Origin of the sequence: Streptomyces regalis (assembly GCF_001509475.1) — a bacterium.
GTDB lineage: Bacteria > Actinomycetota > Actinomycetes > Streptomycetales > Streptomycetaceae > Streptomyces > Streptomyces regalis.
The window spans coordinates 1-1,174 of the sequence record NZ_LLZG01000204.1; the positions used below are offsets into that span (position 1 = coordinate 1).

Annotated in this window: 1 protein-coding gene; it reads right to left on the reverse strand. The window is 68.7% G+C overall.

Annotation, left to right across the window (positions count from 1 at the left end):
* Positions 1-3: 3 nt before the first annotated feature.
* Positions 4-1,106 (reverse strand): IS630 family transposase gene (locus tag ADL12_RS58535; protein ID WP_425265133.1). Its coding sequence is split into 2 segments (ribosomal slippage): positions 4-653 and positions 653-1,106, totalling 1,104 coding nucleotides; the frame shifts between segments, so codons are not numbered across the junction.
* Positions 1,107-1,174 lie beyond the last annotated feature (68 nt).

Here is a 1,174-nt window from a genome sequence, read left to right on the forward strand (position 1 = left end):
TACTCAGGTTGAATTGGCGATGTCCGGTTCGTCGATCAGTCCGTCGAGATCCAGGCCGGTGGTCGGTAAGCAGCCAACGATCAGGTGCGGCCGGTACTGGATCTTCTTCAGCTTCCGCTTGATGACGCGGGTCAGGTGCGTGAGGTCTGCGGCGGCGAAGTCGGCCAGGGCCCGTTTGAGCAGGCTCCAGATGCCTTCCTGCGGATTGATCTCCGGTGCGTACGGCGGCAGATGGAAGATGACCAGCCAGTCCTTGTGCTCCTCGGCGAAGTCGAAGATCTCCTGCTGCAGGTGCACGCTCAAGTTGTCCCAGACCCACACCACGGGGGTGCCGAGCTGCAGGTGCACCATGCGGATGAAGTCCCGGTAGTCGCGCCAGGCGAAGGTCTTCGGCTCACCCCTGCGGCCGCGGTGGACGTGCAGTTTGAAGAACATCCGCGGACGGTGCCCGGGCCGGAAGCACACCGCGCCGGCGATGTTCACCCGCCCGCCACGACGGCCGGCCACCCGCACGACTGGACGGGACCCGCGCGGTGCCCAGGTGCGCCCCCTTGGCGGGATCAGCGACTGGCCGCTCTCGTCCGCGAAGCAGATGTGGGCGCCCAGGTCGTGCGCGGTACTTTTACCCGCGGCCACACCTCGGCCTTCCACACTTCGATCGCCGCCTCGTCGCGTTCCAGCGCCCGCCGGACCGGCACCTGGCAGCTCCAGCCGTGCCGCTTGAGCAGCCGCCACACCCCCTGGACGGTGTAGCCGACGTGGAACAGCCGCCCGATCAGCAACTTCACGCGCTTGAGTGTCCAGCCCTGGTCCTCATCGTCGAAGCCGTGCACCAGCGGGCCCCGCTTCAACTCGCCCTCCAGCCGCTGCCACTGCGCCGACGACAACCGTTCGACCGCCATCGGCCCCGCCGACCCCAGCGCCCCTATACCTCCGCGCCGCCAGGCCGCCCGCCACCGGCGCACCGACCGGTCCGTCACCCGCAGCTCCACAGCGATCTGCGCCGTGCCCGCCCCGGCCTCGAACCACTTGGCCGCCTCCAACCGCACGGCCTCCCGCTTCTCCTGCTCCGCGGGCGTCAGCCCGCCCCCTTGCGCGTACCGCATGAGGACGTCGTACCGCAGGGATCACGACCCGTCACCACAGCCCGGACATCGCCAATTCAACCTGAGTA